Here is a 23405-nt window from a genome sequence, read left to right as displayed (position 1 = left end):
CGGACCGGTCGCAGTCGTGAGGCGGGGTGGTGGGGTGGCCGGGTCGGGGGCCGGTCGCCGTGACGTAGCCTGACCGCCATGAGCATGCCGCCTCCGCCCCCGCAGCAACCCGGCCCCCAGGGCCCCTACCCGGGCCCGAACCCCGGCCCGTACCAGGGGCCGAACCCGGGTCAGGGTCCGTACCAGGGCGGGCAGCCCGGCGGGTACGGGCAGCCGGGCGGGTACGGGCAGCCCGGCCCGTACGGGCAACCCGGCGGGTACGGGCAGCCGCATCCGTACGGGCAGCAGCCCGGCGTCCCGCAGCAGTACCCCGGTCCCGGCCCCGCCCCCTACGGCGCCCCGCCGCCGCGCCCCAGGCGCACCGGGCTGATCATCGGCCTGAGCGCCGGGGGGCTCGTGCTGCTCGGCTGCCTCGCCTACGGCGTCTCGATGCTCGGCGGGAGCGACGCGCCCTTCCCGGCGGCCACGCACAAGCTCGTCGTCCCCGAGACCCTCGTCGGCGGCGAGTACACCCTCGCCCAGGACATGTCCGGCACCGAGGGCAAGAAGGTGCTGGACCAGAGCGACAGCTCCGACATCCGCACCGACGGCGCCGCCGTCGCCCAGTACACCGCCCAGAAGGACGGCGAGGTCAAGGTGATGGTCGTCTCCGGCCTCTACGGCCAGGTCAAGGAGCCGGACCAGCAGCGGAAGGCGATGCTCCGGGGCGCGGGCACCGCGAAGAACGCCAGGATCGAGACCCCGGCGAAGGACGTGACGCCCGCCGGGTCGGACGTCACCGTCGAGTGCCAGGTGCTCAGCAACACCGAGGCCGGCCAGGCGGTGACCTTCCCCATGTGCGCCGTGGGCGACGGCAACACCATCCTCTCGGTCGCCGTCGTCGACGCGACGCCGGTCACCGGCGGCTCCGGGAACACCGACCTCGACGCGGCGGCCGCGCTGACCCTGAAGGTCCGCTCGGAGATGCGCGAGGCGATCGGCTGACGCCGGGGCGGCATTGGATGCGGGGGGCGCGGGTGCGCGCGGGGCTCACGGGTTCAGGCGCTCCGCCTCGCGGCGGGCCTCCTCGCGCAGGGCCGCCGCCATCACCGCCCGGGCGACCGGCGCCGCGCTGTCGCCGCCGCTGATGTCCCGCCGTACCGCCGAGGCGTCCTCCACCACCACCGCCACGGCCACCGCCGGCCGCCCCGCGTCCGCCGCCTGCGCCCAGCCGATGAACCACGCGTAGGGCGTGCCGATGTTGCTCACCCCGTGCTGCGCCGTGCCGGTCTTGCCGCCCACCCGCGCCCCCGGGATCGCCGCGTTGCCGCCCGAGCCGCCCTCCACGGCGTCCACCATCAGCTGCTGGAGCCGCAGCGCCGTCGGCGGCAGCATCGCCTGCCGGTAGGTGCGCCGCACATGCTGCGCCACCGTGCCGCCGCCCGCCGTCGTCGTCCGCTCCACCAGGTACGGATGGGCGATCTCACCGCCGTTGGCCACCGCCGCCGCCACCATCGCCATCTGGAGCGGAGTGGCCCGGGTGTCGTACTGGCCGATGGCCGACAGCGCCAGCCGGTCCGTGGTCAGCTCCGTGTCGAAGTTGGACCGGGCCACCGGCGACGGCACCCTCAGCGCAGCGTCGTTGAAGCCGAACCGCCCCACCGCCTCCGCCATCCCCGCCGCCCCCACCCTCACCCCCAGGTGGGCCATCACCGTGTTGCACGACCAGCGGATCGCGTACGCCAGCGAAGCCCTGCCGCACCCCTTCGCCTCGTTGGGCAGCACCGTGCGCGTGCCCGGCAGCAGATACGGCTCGGGGGCGTCCGTCGGGGCGTTCACATCCGTGACGACCCCGGCGTCCATCGCCGCCGCCGCCGTCACGATCTTGAACGTCGACCCCGGCGGATACGTCTGCCGCAGCGCCCGGTTGAGCATCGGCTGGTCCGGCGCCGCGTTCAGCCGCCGCCACGCCGCCGCCACCTCGCGCCCGGTCCCCGACAGCAGGCCCGGGTCGTACGAGGGGCTGCTCACCAGCGCCAGGATGCGCCCGCTGGACGGCTCCACCGCCGCCACCGCGCCGCGCCGCCCGGCCAGCCCCTCGTACGCCACCCGCTGCAGCGGCTCCCGCACCGTGGTGACGACGTCACCCCCCGGCGGCCGGGCCCGGCCCGCGTCGTGCAGGAACGGGAAGGGCACCAGCATCGGGCTGGAGCCCGACAGCACGGGGTCCTCGGCGTGCTCCAGCAGCGTCGTGCCGTACGTCTGCGAGGAGTGCCCGGTCACCGGGGCGTACAGCGGCCCCTCGGCGTACGTGCGTTCATGGCGCAGCTGCTCCCCGGTGTCCCGGGACCCGGTGACCGGCGCCCCGTCCACCAGGATGTCGCCGCGAGGCTCGGCGTAACGGGCCAGCACCGGGCGCCGGTTCGCCGGGTTCGCGTCCAGCTCGGGCGCCTGGACCAGCTGGACGCGCACCGCGTTCACCAGCAGCGCGGCCAGCAGCAGCAGGCACAGCGCGGCGGCGTGCCGGATGCAGGGGATCACCGCACCTCCTCCAGGGCCGGGGCGGTCGCCCCGGGGCCGGCGCCGCCGGGCTCGGGGGCGCGGGCCCGGTCGCTCAGCCGGATCAGCAGCGCCACGATGATCCAGTTGGTGACGACCGACGAGCCGCCCTGGGCCAGGAACGGCATGGCCATCCCGGTCAGCGGGATCAGCCCCATCACCCCGCCCGCGATGACGAACACCTGCAGGGCCGGGATCGACGAGAGCCCGGTCGCCAGCAGCCGGCCGAACGGGTCGCGCAGCGCCAGCCCCGCCCCGAAGCCGCGCGCCACCAGCAGCGCGTACAGCAGGAACACCGCCGTCAGCCCGGCCAGCCCCAGCTCCTCGCCCGCCGTCGCCAGGATGAAGTCGGACTTCGCGGCGAAGCCGATCAGCACCGAGTCCCCGAGCCCCAGCCCCGTCCCCATCACCCCGCCGGCCGCGAACGCGAACAGCGACTGGGCGAGCTGACCGGGGCCCCGGCCCGCCTCGATCGACGCGAAGGGGTGCAGCCAGTCCTCGACCCGGTTGTTGACGTGCGGCTCCAGGCTCCCGACCACGAACGCCCCGGCGGCGGCGAGCAGCAGCCCCACGGCCACCCAGCCGGTGCGGCCGGTGGCGACGTACAGCAGGATGACGAACAGCCCGAAGAACAGCAGCGAGGTGCCGAGGTCCCGCTCCAGGACCAGCACCCCCACGCTCACCAGCCAGATCGCCACGACCGGACCCAGGACCCGCCCGGTGGGCAGCTGCACCCGCCACACCCGGCGCCCCGCGTACGCCAGGGCGTGGCGGTTGGCGGCGAGGTACGCCGCGAAGAACACGGCCAGCAGGATCTTGGCGAACTCCCCGGGCTGGAACGACAGTCCGCCGATCCGGATCCAGATCTTCGCCCCGTTGACGGCCGGGAAGAAGATCGGCACCAGCAGCAGGAGCAGCGCGGCGGTGACCGAGACGTACGCGTACCCCTGGAGCGTCCGGTGGTCGCGCAGCAGCACGACCACCGCGATGAAGAGCGCCACGCCCAGCGTGGACCACACCAGCTGGGTCGGGGCCGCGTGGTCGGCGGGGGTCTCCAGGTCGAGGCGGTAGATCAGGACCAGCCCGAGGCCGTTGAGCAGGACCGCGATGGGCAGCAGCAGCGGGTCGGCGTACGGGGCGCGCAGCCGGACCGCGAGGTGCGCGAGGAGGGCCAGCAGCCCGAGCCCCGCGCCGTACGCGGCGGCGTCGGGCGGCACGGCGCCGGCGCGGGCGAGGCCGACGTCGATGTAGCCGAGCACGGAGATGAGGACGGCACCGAGGAGGAGGCAGAACTCGACGCCCCGTCGCCTGGTCGTCCTCGTCGCGGTCATGCCCCGCAACGTAGCAAGCACTGTCCGTGATGTCGGATCTGACACGTTTCGCCCCGCTGGCACGACGCCCCCGGGCGCGGGGCGGCGCCCCCGCCGGTCCCCCGTTGTGGGCAATCGTCCCGCAGGGCGATGGGGGTCCCCCCTGCTCGAGCGAAGCCGAGAGCTTGGGGGAGGGTGGGCACAACGCACCCGGGGCGGCGCCCTACCCGTTCCGTTGTGGGCATTCGTCCCGCAGGGCGGGACGGGTGGGCACAACGGACCGGGGCGGTGCCCGTTCCAGGGTGCGCCCCCGGGCGGTGCACCCCGGTGGGGGTGGGGCGGGGCCCCTCCGGGCTCGCCTCCTCGCGGTCGGCGGGTTGCCCGACCGGTCCGGTGACCGTGCGACGCCGCCGATCCGCTGCGGGGGCGACCCTGCACGGCCCCACCCCGGCGCGTCGCCGACTGCGGGACGGTGGTGGGAGGGGCGCGGCCCTATGCCGGTGCGTCGCCTACTGCGGGCCGGTGGGGGGTCCCTCACGCAGCGTGAGCCGTGCCTCCGCGCCGCCCTCCGGGGCGTTGACGAACCGCAGCTCCGCCCCCAGCACCTCCGCCTGGCCCACCGCGATCGTCAGGCCCAGCCCGTGGCCCTTGCTGCCGCTCTCCGTACGGAACCGCTGCGGCCCGTGCTCCAGCAGGTACGCCGGGAACCCCGGCCCGTGGTCGCGGACCGTCACCACCGGGCCGTCCACCACCAGCGCCACCGGCGGTCGGCCGTGCTTGTGGGCGTTGGCCACCAGATTGCCCAGCACCCGTTCCAGCCGCCGCCGGTCGGTCTCCACGCGCGCGTCCCGGACGATCCGTACCTCCGTGTCCGTGCCCGACGCCCGCACCACCCGCTCGGCCAGCGGGCCCAGCTCGTACACGTCGAGGTCCACCTCCTCGGTGCGCGCGTCCAGCCGGGAGATCTCCAGCAGGTCCTCGGTCAGCGCCCGCATCGCCCGCACCCGGTCGCGGACCATCTCCGCGGGCCGGCCCGGCGGCAGCAGCTCCGCCGCGGCGGTCAGCCCGGTCAGCGGGGTGCGCAGCTCGTGCGCCACGTCCGCGGTGAACCGCTGCTCGCTCAGCAGCTTGCCCTGGAGGCTGGACGCCATCGTGTCCAGCGCGCCCGACACCGTGGCGACCTCGTCCTCGGGGTGCGCCGGGTCCCGGGTGCGCGGGTCGTTGACCCGGGCGTCCAGGTCGCCGGCGCTGATCCGCCGCGCCACCTGCGCCGTCAGGTGCAGCCGCCGCGTCACCCGGGTCACCGCCAGCGAGCCGACCAGCAGGGTCGCCCCGATCGCCAGCACCGAGGACCCGAGGATCGCCTTGTCCAGCCCGCTGATCGTAGACGCGCTCAGCGAGTAGTCGACCCGCACGGCCAGCGCCCGCCCGTCCGCCGGGCCGGCCGCCCACATGGTGGCCCGGCCGCCGGAGTCGGCCACGACGGTGCCGCGCTCGCCCCGTACCGCCAGGGCGCGCAGGGCCGGCGGGATGCCGGCCGGGTCGACGCCCGCGTACGGCGGCAGCGGCTCGCCCGCCTCGTACGCGGTGGTCACCTCCTCCAGCCGGTCGAGGGCCTTCTCCCGGGCGGTGTCCACGGTCTGCCGGGTCACCGACACATGCACCAGGGCGCCCAGCAGGGCGGCCAGGGCGCAGCACATCACCGTGATGAAGAGCCCGGCCTTCCAGGTGAGGGTCGCCGTCCAGGCGGGCAGCCGGACGCGCCGCATCACCCACCGCCCGAGGGGGAGGGCTCCGGCGGTACGGGCTTCACCCGGACGATCTCGTCCCGCGCCGGCAGCATGGTCCGCTGCTGCCCGTCCCAGGACCACACCGTGCGGTACTCGTAGCCGGGGATGCCCGCGGAGACGACCCGGACCATCAGGTCCCGCCCGGCGAGCTGCACCCCGACGACCTGGTCCACGGTCGACATGATCCGGGTCAGGCCGCCCTTCTCCGGCATGTACACCCGCAGCCCGATCTGCTGGTCGGGCATCTTGATGCCCACGATCAGCTCGTCCTTGCCGTCGCCGGTGAGGTCCCGGTAGTACGGCGTCATCACCGGGCACTCCCGGGGCGTCCGGGCGCACGCGCGGATCTTCGCCGCCGTCTCCGCGTACATCCCGTCCGGGCCGCTGTACTCGTCGGGGTGCGCCGCCACCTCGGCGGCGACCACCGCGACCGGGTCGACCCGGTGGACGTCACCGCCGGGCACCGCCACGCCGGGCACCCGCTCGGTGTCGCTCTCGCCGTAGTCGTACGGGGGCGAGGTCACCGGCGGCAGGTCGGGCCAGAGCCGGACCGGTCCGACGGCCGTGGGGGTGGGGCCCGCGCTGGTCAGCTCGCCCGCCTCGCCGCAGCCCGCCAGCAGCAGCGCGGCCACCGCCGTCGCGGGCAGCAGCGCCGCGCGGACGGCCGGGCGGTGCGGACTCACGGTGCTCCTGGTGCTCCAGCCGGCGCGGCGGCCGGGGTCGGGACGGACGCACCCACCCTATTCGGACGGAAGTCCCTTTTGTCGAGCCGGGTCACCGCACCCGGGGCGCCTCGGCGAGCATCCGGTCCGCCTGGTCCCGGCCGATCCGCTCCTCGGCGCCGCAGAACGCGCACTGGGTGACGTACGACGTGGAGACCGGGAACAGCGGCACGAAGAACAGCGTGAACTTCGTCGTCCGCCTCCGCAGCGCGTGCGCGGCCGGGTTGCCGCACCGGCCGCACACCAGCGTCAGCACCGCGAGCTGCCGGAGGTACCCCTTCGTCCCGAAGATGATCATCGCGTGTCCTCCGTCAGTGCCCGCCTGCACAGGGCCAGCAGCTTCTCGTCCTGGTGGACGTCGTGGTCCCCCACGGCGCCCTCCGAGGCGTTGTGGCGCCGCGCGCGGGCCAGCTCCGCGCGCAGCAGCGCGGCCATCCCGTCCGGCGGGGACGCCAGCTCCGCCACGCACCCGGCGATCTCCACGCGCGTGTGCCGGTTCTCCCTCCAGGCTCCCACCAGCACCGGCAGGGCCGCCCCGGCGTCGCCCGTCGTCCGGCACAGCGCCACCGCCGCGTCCACCCGCAGCCACAGCGCGGGCGCCGCCAGGCACGCCCGCAGCTCCGGCTCCGCCGCCGACGCCGCCCGCCCCATCGCGCCCGCCGCCCGCGCCGCCTCCCGCCGCTGGGCCGCGTCCGGCGACCGCAGCCGGGCCCGCAGCCCCGGCAGCACGGCCCCGGCGTCGCCCTCCACCGCCCACAGCGCCCGCGCCGCCGACGCCGCCACCACCGCCGAAGCGTCGCCCAGCAGCGCCCGCACCTCCTCCGCCGCCCCGCGCGCCGCCGGGCCGAAGGCGGCCAGCGCCCGCAGCGACGACTCCACCAGCCACTCCCGCCGGAACGCCGGCGCCCCGCGCAGCACCCGCAGCACCTCCGGCAGCGCCTCCACCGCCTCCAGGTGCGCCAGCGCCCGCAGCAGCGGCCCGGCCTCCTCACCCAGCTCCTCGTCCAGCGGCAGCCCGGCCAGCCGGCGGCGCAGCGCCGGCACCAGCGGGCGGGCGGCCGGGCCCAGGTGCCCGACGGCGTACCCCAGGCGGCCGTCCAGCCCGGGCTGCTCCAGGGCGTGCGCCAGCGCCGGCACGGCCCGGGCGTCACCGGTACGGGTGAGCGCCAGCAGCGCGTTGCCCATCCCGAACCGGCCGTCCGACCGCACCGGCGCCCACGGGGCCGGGTCGGCCGCCACCCGGGCGGCCAGCGCGTCCGCCGCCGGACGGGCCACCTCGAACAGGCCCTCCAGCCAGGCCACCGCGGCCTCCCGCAGCCGCGGCTCGGGCTCGGCGAGCTGCTCCCCGGCCAGCCGGACCACCTCGTCGTACGCCCCCCGCCAGGTCCGCACCAGGCCGCCGCACATCCACACCGCGTCCGCCCGCTGGTCCCGGTCGGGGCTGCGCAACTGGGCGCAGATCAGCGCGATCCGGTCCTCGACCCGGTCGTCCAGCGCGCCGTGCAGGGTGCGCAGCAGGTCGTCGGCCCACGCCGCGCCGCGCCCGGCGCGCTGCTCCTCGCGCAGCTCCCGCACCCGGCCCAGCAGGGCGGGCGCGCCGGGGCGCGGGTCGAGGAAGTCGGGGAGGTCGGGCATGCCGGGCGGCGGTTCGGGAAGCTCGGTCAGCTCCGCGAGGACCCCGAGGTCGGTCAGGTCGGGCAGCCGGTCCACGCCGGGGAAGCCCTGGCGGGCGCCCGCCGTCGGGGCGGCCTCCCGCAGCTCGGCCAGCAGGCCGGTGACGGTCACCACGACGTCCGAGGGCAGCCGGGCGGGGGCGCACCGGGCGAGCTGGGTCAGCGCCGCGAGGCGCAGCGCCGGGTCCTGGGCGGCGCCCATCAGCCAGCCGAGCCAGTCGGTGATCTCGTCGCGCAGCGACTCGTACCGCAGCGCGATCCGGCCCACCGCCTCCACCAGCGCCAGCCGCACCTCCGTGTCCGTCTCGACGGTCAGCCGCTCCCGCAGCAGCACCAGCACGCGCGCGGGGTCGCCGTGCAGCGAGGCGAGCGCGCCCGGGGCGGCGAGCCGCACCTCCCGGTCGCGGTCGGCGACGAGGCCGAGGAAGACGTCGGCGCCGGCCGCGACGGCGGCGGCGGCCATGGCGTAGTTCGCCGCGTCCTCGAAGTCCTCGTCCTCCGGGTCCAGTTCGTCCAGCCCCTCGTCGCCGCCGAGGTCGATGCCGCCGATGCTGGTCAGCAGCTCGACGAGGCAGCCGCGGTCCTGCACCTCGGGCGCGGCCACCAGCTCCAGCAGGAAGGGGATGCAGGCGAGCGTCGAGTCGTACACGTCGCCCTGGTGGTGCACCGCGCCATACATGCCGTCCAGCGCCACCTCCCGCTCCACCGGGTCGGGAGAGGCGAGCCCGCGCAGCAGCCCGGGCACGTCGTCCGCCGGTCCGTAGGCATGGCCCAGCGAGGCCCAGTCCACCTCGTCGATCCCCGTGAACATGCCGTCCCTCCCCGCAGACCACTGCACTTGGGGGCAATAGTGCACCACAGGTGCGGTGGCCGTGCCCCGGCAATCGGACACCCCCGCGGACCCCTCTCCCCGGTCTCTTGCCCCGCCGGGGCACGGCTGTTCCCATGGGCGTGGGGGTGATGGGGCATGCCCGCACTGAAGGTCGTACCGGTGCGCCCGGGCGGGCGCGGCCGGCTGCGCGTCAGCCTGCCGGACGGCCGGGACGTCGCCTGGTACGACCCCGGTGCCGGCCGGATCAGCCTGCTGTACGGGGAGTACGAGGACGCCGTCCTCGCCGCGCTCGCGCCGTACGTCACCGGACGGGTCACCGTCGGGCCGCCGCCCGTTCCCACCGCCTCCGACCTGGCCCGCCTGGCCCTCCACCCCGACGACGACCTGGCTCCCAACCGCCCCGGCGAGGCCCTGCTCGGGGCGCTCGGCGACGGCCGCGGGGACCGGCCGCCGCGCCGGTTCGGCCTGCCGGACCCGCGCCTGGCCGAGCTGTCCGCCCAGCAGCGGGTCGGCGACGCGCTCGACGCGCTGGCGGCGGCGGGCTGGCGGGTCCTGCACTGCGTGCCGCTGCCGGGGGCGGCCCTGATCGACCATGTGGCGATCGGCCCCGGCGGGGTGTTCGCGGTGCGCACCCTGGCCGCGCGGGGCCGCCGGGTCCGGGTCGCCGGCCCGTCGGTCGCCGTCGGCCGCGCGGAGCCCCGCCCCGGGGTGCGCGCGGTGCTGCGGGACGCCGACCGGGCGGCGCACGCCCTGGCCGCGGCGGTGCGCCCGGTCCTCGCCGTCGCCGGGCCGGGCCGCCTGGAGGTGCGCTCCGGCACCGCCGGGCTCCGGGTGCTGCGGGAAGGCGAGATCCCGTCCCTGGGGCGGCTCGGAGGTGTCCTGAAACCGGCGGACGTGGAGACCCTGTACGCCCTGGCCCGGGACCGCCGCACCTGGACGGCCGTCTGACGGCCGTCTAGGGGATGTCCTTCAGCCGCAGCACGGTCGTCACGGTGTGGCGGGTGGAGCCGGTGGCGACCTCCGCGGTGAGGTCCGGCGGCACGGACCGGTAGGTCACCTCGCCGAGCCCGACCGCGACGGCGGTGCCCTCCTCGCCGGGGGGCAGGGCGGCGAGGGCGCCGCCCGCGCGGGCGCGCAGGGCGGGCGGCAGGGGGCTGGAGACCACCGGGGTGTCGTCGTCGGGGAGGACCAGCACCAGGGACGCCGGCCGCTCCCGGGCGCCGGTGAAGCCGACGACCACGGCGTCCCGGGTGTCGGTGTGCCGCAGCTTGCTCCACGCGCGCGTGCCCGCCTTGTAGGGCTGGTCCAGGCGCTTGACGACCAGCCCCTCCACCCCGATCGCGGGCAGCGTCTCGTACCAGGTGGCGGCCAGCTCGGGGTCGGTGGTCATGGGGACGGGCTGGATCGGCGGGCCGAGCCCCGCCAGCAGCTCGACCAGCCGTTCGCGGCGCACCGCGTACCGCCGGGGCCGCAGGTCGGCGCCGTCCGCCGCGAGCAGGTCGAAGGCGGCGTACGAGGCGGGGAGCCGGCGCGCCAGACCGGGCGCCCGGCCGGGGGTGGCGGCGGCCCGGCCCTGGACGGCGGCGAAGTCGATCCGCCCCTCGCGCCAGACGACCACCTCCCCGTCGAGGACCGTGCCGCCGGGCAGCGCCCGTGCCGCCTCCGCGAGGTCCGGGAAGGCGGTGGTGACGATCCGCCCCGAGCGGGCCTGGAGGACCACCCCGCCGGGCTCCCGGAAGATCACCATCCGGTGGCCGTCGAACTTGGGCTCGTACGCCAGTCCCGCCTCGCGCGGCAGCGCGGCCACCGTCCGTGCGAGGGCCACCTTCACGGGCGGGCGGGGCATCACGGCAGCGGTCCCGCCCGGTCCGGGTCCAGCAGCGGCGCCAGCAGGTCCCCGTGCGCGGCGAGGCGGGGGGCCATGTCGGCGAGGAGGAAGGCGAGCCGGGCCGGTTCGCCGCAGGACTCGACCTCCTCCCAGGTCACGGGCGCCGACACGGACGGCTCGCGGCGGGCGCGCAGGGTGTAGGGGGCGGCGGTGGTCTTGGCGGCGTTGTTCTGGCTGTGGTCGACGAAGACCTTGCCGGGCCGCAGCGCCTTGGCCATCCGGTGCACCACCAGCTCGGGCAGTTCCTCCTCGGCCTCGACGGCGAGCTGCCTCGCGTAGGACTGGACCCGTTCGGAGGGTGCCGGCCGCAGCGGTACGTACAGGTGGAGGCCCTTGGCGCCGGAGGTCTTGGCGTACGCCTCCAGGCCGTCGGCGGCGAGCCGGTCCCGCAGCCAGCGGGCGACCCGGCAGCACTCGACGACGGTGGCGGGCGCGCCGGGGTCGAGGTCGAGGACCAGCCGGTCGGCCCGGGCGGGCGCGTCGGCGAGCCACTGCGGGGTGTGGAACTCCACGACCAGGTTGGCGGCCCACATCAGGGAGGGGAGGTCCTGGACCATCACCTGGTGGGCGTTCTTGTCGTCCGAGCGGGGGACGGGGGCGGCTTTCACCCAGGAGGGCGTGCCGGGCGGGGGGTTCTTGGTGAAGAACAGCTGGCCGTCGGGCCCGTCGGGGTAGCGCAGGAAGGACAGCGGGCGGCCCCGGAGGTGGGGGAGGAGGTGGGGGGCGACGGTGGCGTAGTAGTGCAGGATCTCGCCCTTGGTGGTCCCGGTGGCGGGATGGATGACCTTCTCCAGGTTGCTGAGCGGCAGTCGCCGCCCCTCCACCTCCGTGATCGGCGTCATACCATGAGAATCCCATGATTCTGGACGAAAGGGATGAATCGTGCGATCCATCTGGAATGGCGCCATCTCGTTCGGTCTGGTCAGCATCCCCATCAAGCTGGTGAACGCGACCGAGAACCGGTCCATCTCCTTCCGCCAGATCCACACCGAGGACGGCGGCCGGATCCGCTACCGCAAGGTGTGCGAGCTGGACGGCGAGGAGGTGACCGGCGACGAGATCGGCAAGGCGTACGAAGAGGCCGACGGGACCATGATCCCGATCACCGACGAGGACCTCGCCGCGCTGCCGCTGCCGACCGCCAAGACGATCGAGATCGTCGCCTTCGTCCCGGCGTCCCAGATCGACCCCCTCCAGATCGACGCGGCCTACTACCTGTCCGCCAACGGCGTGCCGGCCGCCAAGCCCTACACCCTGCTGCGCGAGGCCCTCAAGCGCAGCGAGCGCGTCGCCATCGCCAAGTTCGCGCTGCGCGGACGCGAGCGGCTGGGCATGCTGCGCGTCGTCGACGACGTCATCGCCATGCACGGGCTGCTGTGGCCCGACGAGATCCGCCGCCCCGAGGGCGTCGCCCCGGACACCTCGGTGACCGTCCGTGACGCCGAACTCGACCTGGCGGACGCCCTGATGGACACCCTGGGCGAGGTCGACATCGAGTCGCTCCACGACGACTACCGGGCGGCCGTCGAGGAGCTGATCGCCGCCAAGGCGGAGGGCGCCGAGGCCCCCGCGCCCCGGGAGGAGAAGCCCGGCGGCCAGGTCATCGACCTGATGGCCGCGCTGGAGAGCAGCGTACGGGCGGCCCGCGAGGCCCGCGGCGAGGACGAGCAGGACGCCTCCGTCCACGAGCTGCCCGCCCGCAAGAAGGCCCCCGCGCGCTCCGCGCCCGCCTCGCCCAAGGAGAGCGGCGCCAAGAAGTCCACGGCGAGGACGGCCGCCGGGAAGACGGCCGCCCCGGCCCGCAAATCGACGTCCAAGGCCACCGCATCCGCCGGATCCGCAGGGTCTGGCGGGTCCGGGGGCAAGGACGACGGCAAGGGCGGCGCCCGGAAGGCGGCGGCGAAGAAGACCACCGCCAAGAGCGCCTCGAAGAGCACGGCCAAGAGCACCTCGAAGACGGCGGCGAAGAAGACCGCCGCCAAGAAGAGCCAGCCCCGCAAGCGGGCCTCCTGACCCCTCCGGCGGCCGGGACACGCCGCCCCGCCGACGGCCCGGAATCGGTGACGCACCGTCAACACGCTGCCGGTTTGCCGCCGTACGCCTCCGGGAAGCACCCCGGGCCGCCCGGCACGCCCCTGGCGGAGAATCGTTGACAGCGAGCGGTTGCCGGTGGTTTGTTGACCGTCGCACGAGCGAGGAACCAGGGAGGGGCCCGGTCCGCACGAGGACCGGTGTCCTGATTCCTCGTCTCCGCACGCGCGCCGATGTCTCCGGCACGCGCGCGATCGGCCTAGGGGAGGGCGGAACCGGATGTCTGCGAGGACGCTGCCGTGACACTTGTGATCATCGGGGCGAACCCGACGGTCGCACGCGCGGCCGAGACCCTGCCCGGCGACCTGGTGCACGTCCAGCTCCCCGGCGCACCCGCCCTGGACCCGGACGTCACCGACAAGCGCCGGGTGTTCACCACCGACTTCCGCGAGCCGGCCGCCTTCCGGGCGTTCACCGACGAGGTGCTCGCCCCGCTGCGGCCCGCCGCCGTCGTCTCGCTCACCGAACCGGGCCTGGAACCGGCCGCCGCCGCGGCCGAGCGGCTGGGCGTCACGGGCGTGGCGCCCGCGGTGGTCCGGGCCACCCGGGACAAGCTGGAGATGCGCCGCGTACTGGAGCGCGAGGCCCCGCACCTGAACCCGGCGTTCGCGCCGGGCGACGACCCCGAGGCGGTGGCCCGCCTGTTCGCCCGGCACGAACGGGTCGTCGCCAAGCCGGTCGACGGGTTCGGCAGCATGGCCGTACGGCTGCTGGACACCGCCGCCGGGCTGCCCGCGGAGCTCGCCACCCGCGCCACCCTGCTCGAACAGTACGCGGAGGGGCGCGAGTTCAGCGTGGAGGCGCTGTCCTCGGACGGGCGGCACACGGTCGTCGGCATCGCCGAGAAGGGCACCACCGGGGGCTTCGTCGAGGTCAGCCACATGATGCCGCCCCCGTCCCTCGACGAGGCCGGGCGGCGGCTGGTGGAACGCGCGGTCGGCGAGATGCTCGACGCGCTCGGCCTCGGCGACGGCCCCAGCCACACCGAGGTCAAGGTCGACGGGGACAAGGTCACCGTCATCGAGTCCCACAACCGGCTGGGCGGCGACGGCATCGCCGACCTGGTGCGGCTCACCACCGGCGTCGACTGGCGCCGCGCCGCCCTCGGCTGGCCCGTCGGCGCGGGCCTCGGCGCCGGGGAGGCCACCGCGCCCGCCGCCGCCACCGTGTTCCTCACCGCCCCGCCCGGCCGGGTCACCCACATCGCCGACCGGCCCCGCCTGACCCACGGAACCGTCACCGACTGGGACGTGTCCGTACGCCCCGGCGACGAGGTGGCGCCCCTGCGCTCCTCGCACGACCGGCTGGGCATGGCCGTCCTCACCGCCGCCGGGCCCGACGCCTGCGTGGCGGCCGTCGCCGAACTGACCGCCCTGCCGATCGTCACCACCACGCCCGCCGGCTGACACCCCGCGCGGCCACCCGACCCACCCGTACCACCCGCGCGAGCGCGCCCCGCACCGACCCCGCGCGCCCGCACGGGGACCCGTGCGCGCCCGCACCGGGCTCCGCGCACCACCACGACCACCACGGATCCACCGCCGCATCCATCCCGAGCACCACACGAGCGCCACACGCCGGAAGACCACTCATGACCCCGGGGGGACCCATGTCTGTCACGAACGCGCCCATCTCGTACGACTTCCACGGCGACGAGCCGTTCAGCACGCCGTTCCGGGAGATCAGGCCCGAGGACATCCACATCTACCTCGACCTGGACACCAAGGTCGGCAAGAACACCTGCGGACAGAAGTGCACCCACTGCTGGTTCGTCAACTACGAGAAGGTGTACGACAAGTCCTTCGCGATGGAGGAGGGACCGCTGATCCTGGCCGGCCTCCAGTCGCACGGCTACCACGTCTATCCGCGCTACGTCGACAGCTTCGCCTACGACGGCGCCTTCATGCGCGTCTACGGGCCCGCCAACAACCGCGAGTTCCGCCAGGAGTCCGACCACAAGCCCACCGAGACCATGGAGAAGGGCGACGCCTGGACCAGCGGCCGCCCCCTGCTCGCCGACAACTACGAGGAACTCCTCGACCTGGCCGTCGAGAACGGCTACGGCACCATCTCCATCACGTACCACGGCCTGATCGGCGAGGACCTCACCGTCACCGACCACCGCGACTACCCGATCAAGGGCGTCTTCAGCGGCGCCGAGACCGAGGAGGTGCTGCGGCGGATCGACGCGTACAACGACAAGCACCGCGCCGGCGGCAGCGACGCGGTCGCCTTCCGGGTCAACATCGGTGTCACCATCGGCCGCCACAACCACGGCCGCGAGGCCCTGGAGCGGTACGCCCACTACTTCAACAAGCTCGGCGTCGACACCGTACGGTTCAACAACTTCACCGACCACGGCGGCAGACACCCCGAGCTGCGCCTCAGCCGCGAGGAGGTCGAGCAGCAGTACCGCGACTTCAAGTGGCTGCACGACACCGTCCCGCTGGACTTCCAGCTCGGCGTCAGCGAGGACTTCGGCACCTTCGGCATCAAGGCCATGGGCTTCCCCGGCCACGTCGGCTGGTGCCGGGCCGGCCGCCAGCTCTTCGCCGCGATCCCGGCCGAGGAGGCCGTCCTCTCGGAGGACGACGGCGCCCGGCGCGAGAAGATCGGCGACATCGTCGGGTGCGTCAACACCTTCGAGCCCCACCTCGGCATCCTCGTCCGCACCGTGCGCGAGGGCGAACCGAGCGCGTACGACGTGGAGTTCGACCACGAGGCGATCGAGGCGTTCACCGCCAAGCGGCTCTCCGGCGCCTACAAGGACGGGTGCTTCGCCACCGAACTCTCCGAGGAGATGGGCCTGGTCTCCCGGGTGCCCCAGCGCCGCCGGCTGCCCCTGCTCGTCACCTCGGAAGCCTGAGCCCGGGCCCCCGGGAGGGGGCGTCCCGCTCCGTACCGCCTGAAAGAGTCCTGCCATGCGCCACGTCCTGATCTTCGCCAAGACGCCGTACACCAAGACCCCGTACGACCGGTGGCTCGCCGGGTCCGGCATCGAGCCGGTCGTCCTGACCACCACCGAGTTCGCCCCGGGGTACGCCCATCTGCCCCCGGGCCGGGTGCACGCGTTCGACGACTACGACACCAACCAGCTCGTCGAGAAGACGGCCCTGCGGCTCGCCCGCGAGTACGCCGTCGAGGCCGTCTTCGCCCGCGCGGAGGCGGACGTGGTCCGGGCGGCCCAGCTGCGGGAGCTGCTGGGCCTGCCCGGGCAGCACACCGCGAGCGCCCTCGCGTTCCGCGACAAGGTGGTCATGAAGGACCACCTCGCCGGCGGGCCCGTCGACACCCCGGTCTACCGCCGGGCCGACTCCGCCTACGCCCTTGTGGAGTTCACCGCCGAACACGGTTACCCGGTCGTCGTCAAGCCGGTGTCCGAGTCCGGCTCGCTGGGCGCCCGCGTCATCCGCGACGAGGCCGACCTGGACGCCTACCTCGCCCGCCCGTGGCGGGGGACCAGCCAGGTCGAGACGTTCGTCGAGGGGCAGATGTACCACGTCGACGGGCTGGTGGCGGGCGGCGAGGTGGTGTTCGTCCACCCCTTCCGGTACGTCAACGACTGCCTGTCCTTCCGGGACGACGACTGGGTCGGCTGCCTCCCGCTCTCTCCCGGCGACCCGGCGTACGACCGGCTGGTCAAGGCCGCCGGGGCGGTGCTCGCCGAGCTGCCGACGCCCCCGCAGACCGCCTTCCACGCCGAGCTGTGGATCACCCCGGACGACCGGGTCGTGTTCTGCGAGATCGCCAGCCGCACCGGCGGCGGCATGATCAGCGCCATGGTCCGGCACGCCTTCGGGGTCGACCTGGACAAGGAGTGGCTGTACGCCGAGTGCGGCCTGCCCTCCACCCTCGGCGACCCCGTCTACCGGCCCGCCGGATGCCTCAACATCCCCCCGGGCAAGGGCGTTCTCGAGCACCTGCCCACCGGCGGGGAACCGGACGGCGTCCGGGAGATGTCCTTCACCGGAGCCGTCGGGCGGGAGTACCAAGGAGGCGTCAAGTCCGGCCTCTACCTGGTCGGTTACGTCATCGACGGTGACACGGAGGACGAGGTGGAGCGGCGGATGCGGACCGTGGCCGACTGGTACTCCGCCCACGTCCGGTGGCGCCCGACCGCACCCGAGGAGAACGCACGGTGAACCCCGTCCAGCCCCCCGCACCCCCCTCCCTCGACCTGCCCGGCCCCCTGGTGCCGGCCGACTGGCTCGCCCGGCGGCTCGGCGCTCCCGGCCTGGTCGTCCTCGACGCCTCCGTCGGCGCCCACCGGGCGGCCCCCCGGAGCATCCCGGGCGCCCGGCCCTTCGACATCGACGGGGCGCTGTCCGACCACACCGGGCCGCTGCCGCACACCATGCCGGACGCCGGCACCCTCACCCGGGAGGTACGCGCCCTCGGCGTCGACGACACCAGCACGGTCGTCGTCTACGACGGCGCGGGCGTCTACTCCAGCGCGCGCGCCTGGTGGATGCTGCGGGCCATGGGCTTCGACCGGGCCGCCGTCCTGGACGGCGGGCTCCCCGCCTGGGCCGCCGCCGGACTGGACGTCCGGCCCGCCCCGGCCGCCTTCACCGGCCCGCCCGGCGACTTCACCGCCCGGCCCCGGCCCGGCCTGCTGGTCGGCAGCGCCGAGGTGACGGCCGCCCTCGCCGACCCGGGCGCCGCCGTCCTCGACGCCCGCACCCGGGAACGGTACGCCGGCGAGGCCCCCGAGCCCCGCCCCGGCCTGCGCGGCGGCCACATGCCCGGCGCGGTGAACCTGCCCTTCGGCGACCTCCAGGACCACGGCCTGATGCGCCCGCCCGCCGACCTGCGCGAGCGGATCGGGGCGGTCGCGGGCGACCGGCGGCGGCTGGTCCTCAGCTGCGGCTCCGGCGTCACCGCCTGCGTCCTGGCGCTCGGCGCCGCGCTGGCCGGGTACGAGGAGACGGCCGTGTACGACGGGTCGTGGAGCGAGTGGGGCCTGCCGTCCCCGCTCCCGGTCGTCACCGGCCCGGAACCCCGCCCGGACGGGAGCCCACGGCCGTGACGGCGTCCCCGCCCGTGCAGGGGTCCCCGGCGCCGAGTGAGCCCCGGGCCACAAAGGCGCCCGGCTCCCTGTCCGCGAAGTGGCGGACCTTCCAGGGGCTGACGCCCAGCCTGAAGGCCCTGATCGTCCTGTCCTTCGTCGTCGCCCTCGGCAGCTACATGGTCACCCCGTTCATCGGGGTGCTCATGGTCGAGGGCGTCGGCCTGGACATCCGCCTGGCCGGCGTCCTGGTCGCGGTGGCCACCTTCATCCAGTTCGGCGGCAGCATCCTCGGCGGCTTCGCCGTCGACCGGCTCGGGCTCAAGCGGACGATGGTCGCCTCCCTCGCCCTGCGCACCGCCGGACTGCTCCTCCTCGGGGTGGCCGTCCGCGTCCCGTGGGTCGCCTACCCGGCGGTCGTGCTCGTCGCCGCCGGCCCCGCGCTGTACCTCCCGGCGAACAAGGCGTACATCGTCACCAGCGTCTCCGCGGACCTGCGCCCGCTGTTCCTCGCCGTCAGCAGCGCCGCGCTCAACGCCGGCATGGGACTCGGGCCCCTGCTCGCCGCGCTGCTGATGGACGCCGACCCGGTCGTCCTGCTGCTGAGCGCCGCCGGGCTGTTCGCCCTGATCACCGCGGCCCACCAGATCGCCCTGAAGCCCGTCACCGGCGCCCCGGCGGTCCCCGCGACCAGTGCCGCCGGCGCCCTCGCGGGCCGGGACGGCACCGGCCGGCGGCAGGCGCTGCGCGGCGCCCTGCGCCCGGTGCTCTTCACCGCCCTCGCGTTCTACCTGTACTTCTTCTTCCAGAGCTTCGTCGGCCTGTACGCCGCGTCGGTGTCCGGCATCCACGCGCTCGGCTGGATCATGCTCACCAACTGCGCCCTGGTCGTCCTCCTCCAGCCGCCGCTCGCCGACCGGATCGCCCGGGCCGCGTTCCGGCCGCTGCTGGTCGTCTCGTTCGCGCTGATGGCCGCCGGCATGGCCGTGATGTACGGGGGCGACCTGCCGGCCCTGCTGCTCGGCACGGTCCTGTTCACCCTGGGCGAGGTGTTCCTGTTCCTGCGCTGCGACCTGGAGCTGGTCGACCGCGTCCCCGGCAACCCGGCGTTCGCCTTCGGGGTCCAGCGGCTCACCGCCGGCGTCGGGGGGCTCCTCGCGGGCGTCGTCGGCGGTTTCGTGTTCGCCCACTACGAGGAGGGCGGCAGCCCCGGGACCTTCTGGCTGGTCGTGGCCGCCCAGTGCGCGCTCGCCGCGCTCGCCGCCGCGGTGCTCGGCGGCCCCGCCCGTACCCGGGAGCCCGAGAAGGAGGCCGTACGGTGAAGCGGCAGAGCGGCTACGTCAACCCGCCCGTCCACCGGGCGTCGACCGTGCTCTACGAGGACGTCGCCGAGATGGACGCCTCCCAGGCCGACCCCCTCAAGCGCTCGGGCCCGGTGTACGGCCGCTTCGGCACGCCCACCACCCGCGCCTTCGAGGAGGCCCTCGCCGCGCTGGAGGGCGGGTACGCCGCCGTCACCACCTGTTCGGGCCTGGCGGCGATCACCACGGCGGTCCTCGCGTACGCCCGGGCCGGCGACCACCTGCTGGTCAGCGACTCCGTCTACCTCCCCACCCGCAGGTTCTGCGACTCGCTGGCCGCGCTGGGCGTGGAGACCGAGTACTACGACCCCCGGGTGAGCGGCGCCGCCCTCGCCGGCCTGATCCGTCCCCGTACCCGCCTGGCCCTGCTGGAGTCCCCGGGCTCCACGACCTTCGAGGTGCAGGACGTCCCCGCCGTCACCGCGGCGTGCCGGGCCCGGGGCGTGGTCACGCTCATCGACAACACCTGGGCCACGCCCGCCTTCCACCGCCCGCTGGCCCTCGGCGCCGACGTAGTGGTGCACTCCGCCACCAAGTACCTGACCGGCCACGCCGACAGCATCCTGGGCGCGGTGGTGTGCACCGAGGACAGCTACACCCCGGTACGCCAGGCAGCGATCCGCCTCGGCCAGTGCGCGGGCGCCGACGACGCCTACCTGGCCCTGCGGGGCCTGCGCACCCTGCACGTCCGCATGCGCGAGCACCAGCGCCAGGCCCTGGCCCTCGCCCGCTGGGCCACCCGCCACCCCGCCGTCGCCCGCGTCCTCCACCCGGCCCTCCCCGAGGACCCCGGCCACGCCCTCTGGCGCCGCGACTTCACGGGCGCGGCGGGCCCCTTCGGCCTGGAACTCCACCCGCACGTCACGCCGGAGGAGGTGACGACCCTGCTGGACCGCCTCCGCGTCTTCGGCCTGGGCCACAGCTACGGCGGCTACGAAAGCCTGATCGTCCCCACGGACCCGGTCACGCACCGCCTCCCGGAAACCTGGCCCCACAGGGGCCCGCTGCTCCGCGTCCATGTCGGCTTCGAGGACATCGAGACCCTGAAGGCAGACCTCACCACAGCCCTCTCCACGCTGCCCCCGGCCCCGGGAACCGCTGCTGGGGCGGGTGTCGGAGGCGGATCACGAGCCACCTAGCCCTCATGTCCGGTCGTTCGATCGGTCTCACCGAGCCGCGGATGCCGACGATCTGCGGGGGAATGCTGGAGGGCTGCACCCTGGGCGATGCTTCAAGGCCCCGTCCACGCCTTGCGTCCTACGTGGTGGGTTTGTGCTGGATCAGGACTCCTCCCACAGCGTCAGCTGTTGCGCGCGCTTTGGCGGGGTCGCAGAACTGGATGGTCCAGTTCGCGGCGGTGAGGATGGCGGCGGGTGCGTGGTCGTTGCTGAGGAGGAGACGGACGTAGTCGTCGCGGGTCGCGCGATCCTTGTGCAGGGACAACAGAGCGTGGTGGTTCGCCCATGACGCGTCGCAGGATGTCTTCTCCGGGGAGCGTGATCCGCACAGCAGTTCCCGCGCCGACCGTCGTTCCCGGTCGGAGCAGGCGTCAGCCTTGTCCAGTGCGTCGGCCAGCGCTTCGGTGGTCGCGTACGCGGGTGTGCCCGGGATGTCGGGGAGAGGGTAGGGGGGAGGGAGGACGACGCCGTCGATCGCGTGGGCGACCTTGATCGAGTAGGCCGGGATGTCGTTGGGCAGGACGCGGACGAACCAGTTGCCCGCCGCGACGATGGTGGTACCGCTGTTGCGCCAGGCGGCGATGGAGTCGCCGACCTCGTCACGGCTGAACTCCTCAGGGTTCAGGACCTGGATCTGATTCTCCACTGTCGTTTCCGAGATCCGGGCTTCACAGTCCAGGGCGCCGGTCCTGCGCCGCAGTACTTTGCAGGGCAAGCCCGCCCGTGCCAGGGCGGCCACGACCTCGTCGGGTGTCGTGTACTGCGGTGTCGTGGGCACATGGGCCGGCATGGGGTCGAGGGGTTTTCCACCGCGCGGCTCGAACCGGTCGCACCCGGTGAGCGCGACCAGCGCGAAGAGCGTGGTCAGGAGGGACACGGTCCTTTTCATCAGGTCAGTGGGTTCCTGGCGGTACGGGAGAGGGACCGGGGCTGGGCGACGGCGTTCCGGGCTCCGGTTCGCCGGTACCGGTGCCCGTGGCCTGGCCCGCGCGGTACAGAGGGTCGAGAGATACGTGATGTCCTGCGGGGGTCTGCGCCTCCAACTGCCTTAGTGCTTCCGCTTGCTCCTTGTCGCTGAGGGCGTCCCAGGCCATCGCGTCGTCGAGATGCGGCTCGATCTTGTCCCAGTTCCGGCCCCGCGTCTTGATGTCGCCGCCACGCTGATCGGATTCGTCACCGTACTGCTCGTTCTTCTCGCGCACATCCGGGGTCTCGGCGGCGTAGAGCGTGAACAATTGCTTGTCCGTGCGGGCGCCGTATGGCTGGTCGCGGAGATCGGCCAAGTGGTGGGCGCTCAGCCGTACATCCAGGTCCGGGTTGTGCTCGATGAGCGCCGCGAGTTCGACATCGCTCAGGTCGGCCAGGTACCTGCCGTCTTCCAGCCGGAACGCCTCGCGGTTCTTCTCGACGACGCTTCTGGCGGTGTCGGTCTTCATGTGGGTGATGCCCAGGGACTTGTCCGGCTTCGGACCGAGCGTGAGGCTCCAGCCGAAGAAGCGGCCGAATTCGGCCAGTGGCCCGCGGAGGCTCGGGTTGTGGTTCTGGTACCACTGCTGTTCCTGCCAGAGGATGGCCAGGAGCAGTTTCCGGCTGATACCCGTTTCGGCGGAGGCCAGGTTGACGGACTTAAGGACGTCCATCGGGACGTTGACGGGGTGAAGGCCGTCCAGTCCGCCGGACAGGCGCAGGGCAATGCCCAGCGGGCTGTTCTTGTCGAGTGCCTTCTTGGCGAGGTCCGGATCGCTGATGTCAGTCAGAGCTTCGACGGTACGCAGGGAACGGGCCGCGTCGGTATCGGCCCGGCTTGCCTTGGCGAGGGCATCGGAAATGATCTCATGAGCGTGCTTGATCTTCTCGACCCCTTCGCCGTCCGGTGCTTCGGCGGTAGGTCTGGCGAAATCGACCCGACCACTGTCGTCCACCTTGAGGCCGTTGCGGTGCGCGTAGTCGAGTGCGCTGTGGAGGTCGCGCTGAGCGGATGTGATGTCGTCGGCGAGATCGTCGTACGTCCGTGCCATCGCGCGGAGGGCGATGGCGGCTGCCTCGTAGTCGCCCGCGTGCTTGACGAAGGTGGTCCGGGCCGTGCGGCCGGCATCGCCCACCCAGCACTGGCGGAGAGTCGCGGCGATCTCGTCACGCGCGTACCCGGCCAGCGCCTCGCACTGCTTCGCGGCACCGATGGCGTCATCCGCAGCATCCCGCCACTGCTGGGGCCGTGCCTTGTCGAGTTCGGGCACGGAGACCATCAGGCACCTTCCAGCCAGTTGCCCGAGGCCCTGAGCTGTGCCGCGATGGAGATGTCTTCGCTGATCTGCTGGTCCATGCCCTTGGTGAGCGCGTCGGCGGCGTCCTCAACCAGATCACCAAGCGTGCGGAGGCGTTTCTGCCAGGCACTCACACAGTCGGTGCTCGCGGCGCCCGCGTCCCATCCCGCATGGGTCTTCCCGGCCGCCACTACGACATCGAGCTTGGCCTTCTTACGAGCTTCACCGTTCGCGGTCCGTAAACCCGGGGCCTTGGCGCGTATGGGCGCGTCACGCAGACCAAGGTTCGCGTTCTCCAGCCCGAGAGCCGGACCCCCGCCGGCCCCCACCGAGGCGAGCTCCGTACTCGCGGCCCGCCTGCGGAGCGCGTCCGCCTTGAGCTGGCCCCATTCCTCTTCGAACGTGGACATGCATCCCCCTTTGCACGTGCGCCGTGGTCAACGACGTGCGCCGAGCATACAAGTGGCATATCGACGATCATCCGTAGCTGCGGCTTGTTCTCGCTGGTTCCACGAGTGACAACCGCCTCGCAGTGGGAGGCCAAGACCATTTTCCACACGCTTCGCCGCCGTCTCCCGTACGAATATGGCTGATCAGACCTCTACGCGGGTTGAAAGTGAAATCGCGCCTCCTATCTGAGGGCCGTTCGTGTGCGGGGCCGGTTCATGGCTCGGTGTATGCGTACCGACGGCAACTCCGAGGGCCGGTCGGCCTTTTCCGCTGCAGACCCCGGCGTGCCCGGCGGATCAC

The 23405-nt window shown here is 74.0% G+C and carries 20 protein-coding genes; 9 read left to right on the top strand and 11 right to left on the bottom strand.

What is annotated here, in order from left to right:
* Positions 1 to 78: 78 nt before the first annotated feature.
* Complete coding sequence (locus tag ACF08D_RS12385) at positions 79 to 984, top strand: hypothetical protein (protein WP_392222550.1); 906 nt, start codon at positions 79 to 81, stop codon at positions 982 to 984.
* Positions 985 to 1029: 45 nt separating this feature from the next.
* Here the strand turns inward: ACF08D_RS12385 and ACF08D_RS12380 are convergent, their stop codons facing one another.
* From ACF08D_RS12380 to ACF08D_RS12355, 6 genes are all read right to left on the bottom strand, one after another.
* Complete coding sequence (locus tag ACF08D_RS12380) at positions 1030 to 2520, bottom strand: penicillin-binding transpeptidase domain-containing protein (protein WP_392222549.1); 1491 nt, start codon at positions 2518 to 2520, stop codon at positions 1030 to 1032.
* Complete coding sequence (locus tag ACF08D_RS12375) at positions 2517 to 3869, bottom strand: FtsW/RodA/SpoVE family cell cycle protein (RefSeq protein ID WP_392222548.1); 1353 nt, start codon at positions 3867 to 3869, stop codon at positions 2517 to 2519. Before ACF08D_RS12375 ends, ACF08D_RS12380 begins: the two co-directional genes overlap by 4 nt.
* Positions 3870 to 4357: 488 nt before the next feature.
* Positions 4358 to 5617 carry an ATP-binding protein gene (locus ACF08D_RS12370; protein WP_392222547.1) on the bottom strand — a complete coding sequence of 420 codons (1260 nt, stop codon included), beginning with the start codon at positions 5615 to 5617 and terminating at the stop codon, positions 4358 to 4360.
* Complete coding sequence (locus ACF08D_RS12365; protein ID WP_392222546.1) at positions 5617 to 6321, bottom strand: hypothetical protein; 705 nt, start codon at positions 6319 to 6321, stop codon at positions 5617 to 5619. Before ACF08D_RS12365 ends, ACF08D_RS12370 begins: the two co-directional genes overlap by 1 nt.
* Before the next feature lie 91 nt (positions 6322 to 6412).
* Entirely contained in the window at positions 6413 to 6658 is a 246-nt protein-coding gene (locus ACF08D_RS12360) for a zinc-ribbon domain-containing protein (RefSeq protein ID WP_392222545.1), read from the bottom strand.
* On the bottom strand, positions 6655 to 8844 hold the full coding sequence (locus ACF08D_RS12355; protein WP_392222544.1) for a PBS lyase: 2190 nt from the start codon (positions 8842 to 8844) through the stop codon (positions 6655 to 6657). The genes ACF08D_RS12360 and ACF08D_RS12355 overlap by 4 nt, the downstream gene beginning before the upstream one ends.
* A gap of 156 nt (positions 8845 to 9000) precedes the next feature.
* On the opposite strand from ACF08D_RS12355, the gene ACF08D_RS12350 reads away from it, so the two are divergent.
* Complete coding sequence (locus ACF08D_RS12350; RefSeq protein WP_392222543.1) at positions 9001 to 9813, top strand: nuclease-related domain-containing protein; 813 nt, start codon at positions 9001 to 9003, stop codon at positions 9811 to 9813.
* A gap of 7 nt (positions 9814 to 9820) precedes the next feature.
* Here ACF08D_RS12350 and ACF08D_RS12345 read toward each other — a convergent pair whose 3' ends face one another.
* Entirely contained in the window at positions 9821 to 10711 is an 891-nt protein-coding gene (locus tag ACF08D_RS12345; RefSeq protein WP_392222542.1) for an RNA ligase family protein, read from the bottom strand.
* On the bottom strand, positions 10711 to 11595 hold the full coding sequence (ligD, locus tag ACF08D_RS12340) for a non-homologous end-joining DNA ligase (RefSeq protein WP_392222541.1): 885 nt from the start codon (positions 11593 to 11595) through the stop codon (positions 10711 to 10713). Before ligD ends, ACF08D_RS12345 begins: the two co-directional genes overlap by 1 nt.
* Before the next feature lie 40 nt (positions 11596 to 11635).
* Here ligD and ACF08D_RS12335 point away from each other — a divergent pair, with 40 nt between their 5' ends.
* The 7 genes from ACF08D_RS12335 (at position 11636) to metC (ending at position 20352) form a co-directional block, all read left to right on the top strand.
* Positions 11636 to 12766, top strand: coding sequence for a Ku protein (locus tag ACF08D_RS12335; RefSeq protein WP_392222540.1), 1131 nt, complete (start codon positions 11636 to 11638; stop codon positions 12764 to 12766).
* Positions 12767 to 13083: 317 nt separating this feature from the next.
* A complete protein-coding gene (locus ACF08D_RS12330) occupies positions 13084 to 14250 on the top strand; it encodes an ATP-grasp domain-containing protein (RefSeq protein WP_392222539.1) in 1167 nt (388 codons plus the stop codon).
* A 203-nt stretch (positions 14251 to 14453) separates the two neighbouring features.
* On the top strand, positions 14454 to 15710 hold the full coding sequence (locus ACF08D_RS12325; protein WP_392222538.1) for a radical SAM protein: 1257 nt from the start codon (positions 14454 to 14456) through the stop codon (positions 15708 to 15710).
* Between the two features lie 55 nt (positions 15711 to 15765).
* A complete protein-coding gene (locus ACF08D_RS12320; RefSeq protein WP_392222537.1) occupies positions 15766 to 16986 on the top strand; it encodes an acetyl-CoA carboxylase biotin carboxylase subunit family protein in 1221 nt (406 codons plus the stop codon).
* Positions 16983 to 17873 carry a sulfurtransferase gene (locus ACF08D_RS12315; RefSeq protein WP_392222536.1) on the top strand — a complete coding sequence of 297 codons (891 nt, stop codon included), beginning with the start codon at positions 16983 to 16985 and terminating at the stop codon, positions 17871 to 17873. Before ACF08D_RS12320 ends, ACF08D_RS12315 begins: the two co-directional genes overlap by 4 nt.
* Positions 17870 to 19174: an MFS transporter gene (locus ACF08D_RS12310; protein ID WP_392222535.1), complete on the top strand. Its 1305-nt coding sequence runs from the start codon at positions 17870 to 17872 to the stop codon at positions 19172 to 19174. Before ACF08D_RS12315 ends, ACF08D_RS12310 begins: the two co-directional genes overlap by 4 nt.
* The gene (metC, locus tag ACF08D_RS12305) at positions 19171 to 20352 is read left to right on the top strand and encodes a cystathionine beta-lyase (protein ID WP_392222534.1); all 1182 of its coding nucleotides are present in this window, start codon (positions 19171 to 19173) and stop codon (positions 20350 to 20352) included. Before ACF08D_RS12310 ends, metC begins: the two co-directional genes overlap by 4 nt.
* Positions 20353 to 20470: 118 nt before the next feature.
* On the opposite strand, the gene ACF08D_RS12300 is transcribed toward metC, so the two are convergent.
* The 3 genes from ACF08D_RS12300 to ACF08D_RS12290 are packed head-to-tail and all read right to left on the bottom strand — an operon-like array spanning position 20471 to position 23065.
* Positions 20471 to 21280 (bottom strand): lipoprotein, encoded by an 810-nt coding sequence (locus ACF08D_RS12300; RefSeq protein WP_392222533.1) that lies wholly within the window; start codon positions 21278 to 21280, stop codon positions 20471 to 20473.
* Positions 21281 to 21284: 4 nt separating this feature from the next.
* Positions 21285 to 22637, bottom strand: a complete 1353-nt coding sequence (locus ACF08D_RS12295; protein WP_392222532.1) for a hypothetical protein — start codon at positions 22635 to 22637, stop codon at positions 21285 to 21287.
* Complete coding sequence (locus tag ACF08D_RS12290) at positions 22637 to 23065, bottom strand: hypothetical protein (protein WP_392222531.1); 429 nt, start codon at positions 23063 to 23065, stop codon at positions 22637 to 22639. The genes ACF08D_RS12295 and ACF08D_RS12290 overlap by 1 nt, the downstream gene beginning before the upstream one ends.
* Positions 23066 to 23405: the final 340 nt, after the last annotated feature.

Origin of the sequence: Streptomyces sp. NPDC015131 (genome assembly GCF_043079975.1) — a bacterium.
GTDB lineage: Bacteria > Actinomycetota > Actinomycetes > Streptomycetales > Streptomycetaceae > Streptomyces.
The sequence above is the reverse complement of the archived record's forward strand: the minus strand, read 5'-3'. Positions and strand labels throughout refer to the sequence as shown.

What these genes read in the sequence shown, in the direction of transcription:
- ACF08D_RS12355 (WP_392222544.1), bottom strand. Translation starts at nt 8,844, where the DNA reads ATGTTCACGGGGATCGACGAGGTGGACTGGGCCTCGCTGGGCCATGCC.
- ACF08D_RS12320 (WP_392222537.1), top strand. Translation starts at nt 15,766, where the DNA reads ATGCGCCACGTCCTGATCTTCGCCAAGACGCCGTACACCAAGACCCCG.
- ligD (WP_392222541.1), bottom strand. Translation starts at nt 11,595, where the DNA reads ATGACGCCGATCACGGAGGTGGAGGGGCGGCGACTGCCGCTCAGCAAC.
- ACF08D_RS12290 (WP_392222531.1), bottom strand. Translation starts at nt 23,065, where the DNA reads ATGTCCACGTTCGAAGAGGAATGGGGCCAGCTCAAGGCGGACGCGCTC.
- ACF08D_RS12295 (WP_392222532.1), bottom strand. Translation starts at nt 22,637, where the DNA reads ATGGTCTCCGTGCCCGAACTCGACAAGGCACGGCCCCAGCAGTGGCGG.
- ACF08D_RS12360 (WP_392222545.1), bottom strand. Translation starts at nt 6,658, where the DNA reads ATGATCATCTTCGGGACGAAGGGGTACCTCCGGCAGCTCGCGGTGCTG.
- ACF08D_RS12385 (WP_392222550.1), top strand. Translation starts at nt 79, where the DNA reads ATGAGCATGCCGCCTCCGCCCCCGCAGCAACCCGGCCCCCAGGGCCCC.
- ACF08D_RS12345 (WP_392222542.1), bottom strand. Translation starts at nt 10,711, where the DNA reads ATGCCCCGCCCGCCCGTGAAGGTGGCCCTCGCACGGACGGTGGCCGCG.
- ACF08D_RS12375 (WP_392222548.1), bottom strand. Translation starts at nt 3,869, where the DNA reads ATGACCGCGACGAGGACGACCAGGCGACGGGGCGTCGAGTTCTGCCTC.
- ACF08D_RS12300 (WP_392222533.1), bottom strand. Translation starts at nt 21,280, where the DNA reads ATGAAAAGGACCGTGTCCCTCCTGACCACGCTCTTCGCGCTGGTCGCG.
- ACF08D_RS12350 (WP_392222543.1), top strand. Translation starts at nt 9,001, where the DNA reads ATGCCCGCACTGAAGGTCGTACCGGTGCGCCCGGGCGGGCGCGGCCGG.
- ACF08D_RS12325 (WP_392222538.1), top strand. Translation starts at nt 14,454, where the DNA reads ATGTCTGTCACGAACGCGCCCATCTCGTACGACTTCCACGGCGACGAG.
- ACF08D_RS12370 (WP_392222547.1), bottom strand. Translation starts at nt 5,617, where the DNA reads ATGCGGCGCGTCCGGCTGCCCGCCTGGACGGCGACCCTCACCTGGAAG.